Source organism: Shewanella sp. 4_MG-2023 (assembly GCF_030548015.1).
Taxonomy (GTDB): domain Bacteria; phylum Pseudomonadota; class Gammaproteobacteria; order Enterobacterales; family Shewanellaceae; genus Shewanella.
On sequence record NZ_JAUORL010000077.1, the window covers coordinates 1 to 1,175 of the forward strand.

1 protein-coding gene and 1 rRNA gene are annotated in these 1,175 nt (G+C 38.5%); both read left to right on the plus strand.

Features of this window, described 5'->3' with window-relative positions; genetic code table 11:
• A 5S ribosomal RNA gene (gene rrf / locus Q4546_RS19110) occupies positions 1–85 on the plus strand; the annotation flags it as partial.
• Between the two features lie 147 nt (positions 86–232).
• On the plus strand, positions 233–424 hold the full coding sequence (locus Q4546_RS19115; protein WP_133126569.1) for a hypothetical protein: 192 nt from the start codon (positions 233–235) through the stop codon (positions 422–424).
• Positions 425–1,175 lie beyond the last annotated feature (751 nt).

Below are 1,175 nucleotides of genomic sequence, written 5' to 3' on the forward strand. Positions count from 1 at the left end.
ATCCCATCCCGAACTCAGTAGTGAAACGCAATCGCGCCGATGATAGTGTGGGGTCTCCCCATGTGAAAGTAGGTCATTTCCAGACGCTAAATTAGAATAATCCCTGACTCTATGAGTCAGGGATTTTTTTCGTTTAGGATTTTAAAATAAATAAGTCCTTTTGGTGTTAGGTTTAGTTAATAGCTTACTCGAAATCAGTGTGGACGACATGGCCATGTGAAAGTAGGGTGCAATGTCTGTGTTTATAAAGCAACGCTTTATGCAGACATGGAGCGCGGAGGATTTATCCGCAGCTGAACATCGCCAAGCGCCTAATACGAATAATCCCTATTTGGTGTTATGTTTAGTAAAACTTGCTGGTAATCAGTGTGGACGACATGCCTATGTGAAATGGGGTCATCGCCAATCGTCTAATCAATATTAAGCCCGTCACTGTGTAGCGGGCTTTTTGCGTTTATGGTTTTAATAAAACTGGAATAGATCAGTAGAGCTAATATTAGCAGATCTGGTTTGGTGAATTAATTGAAGCTTTTATCTTTTATATAACGGTTAATTAAGGCTATTGCATTGAAAATATCTTCTTACAACGTGCAGTGTTTGTGTTCTATTACTGAAGAACTCTTCAGCTCTTCTACTTACTGGATAGTCTCTTTACGAACGACATTCTTTGCTAAAAAACTTTAATCAACAACGATTACCTGGATTGGCCTGTTAGCAGCACTAACATGACTATTTCTGTGGCTGGGGAGTAATGCTATTAACATTGAGGCTGCAGTGCTTAAAATAATATTGTTTTTTATGCTAATTTCCTCATGTTGAACTAGAATTGAATGCCGCATTGGAACTTATGCGGATAAATTATGACCTTTTAGAAAGCTCGAAAATTCACAGCTCCAAAACTGGTAGATAGTTTTACGGTAGTCATTGCCGTGTTTTGAGTTAAGCGTTACATGGCACCAGCACAAAAATGAATGTTATCCTTTTCTATTACTGGGCTTAACACAATTTAAGCGGTTGGTATATTATCCCTAGAGTGCCACTTTTTGGCTCGCTGTGTGGATAACCTTGGGGGTAATAAGTGTGTATCCTGTACTTAAACAATTAATGATTAAAAACTTCATTTTTATGCATAAAAGCCCTTGCGCTAAATCTTAACTTGCCTATAATGCGCATCC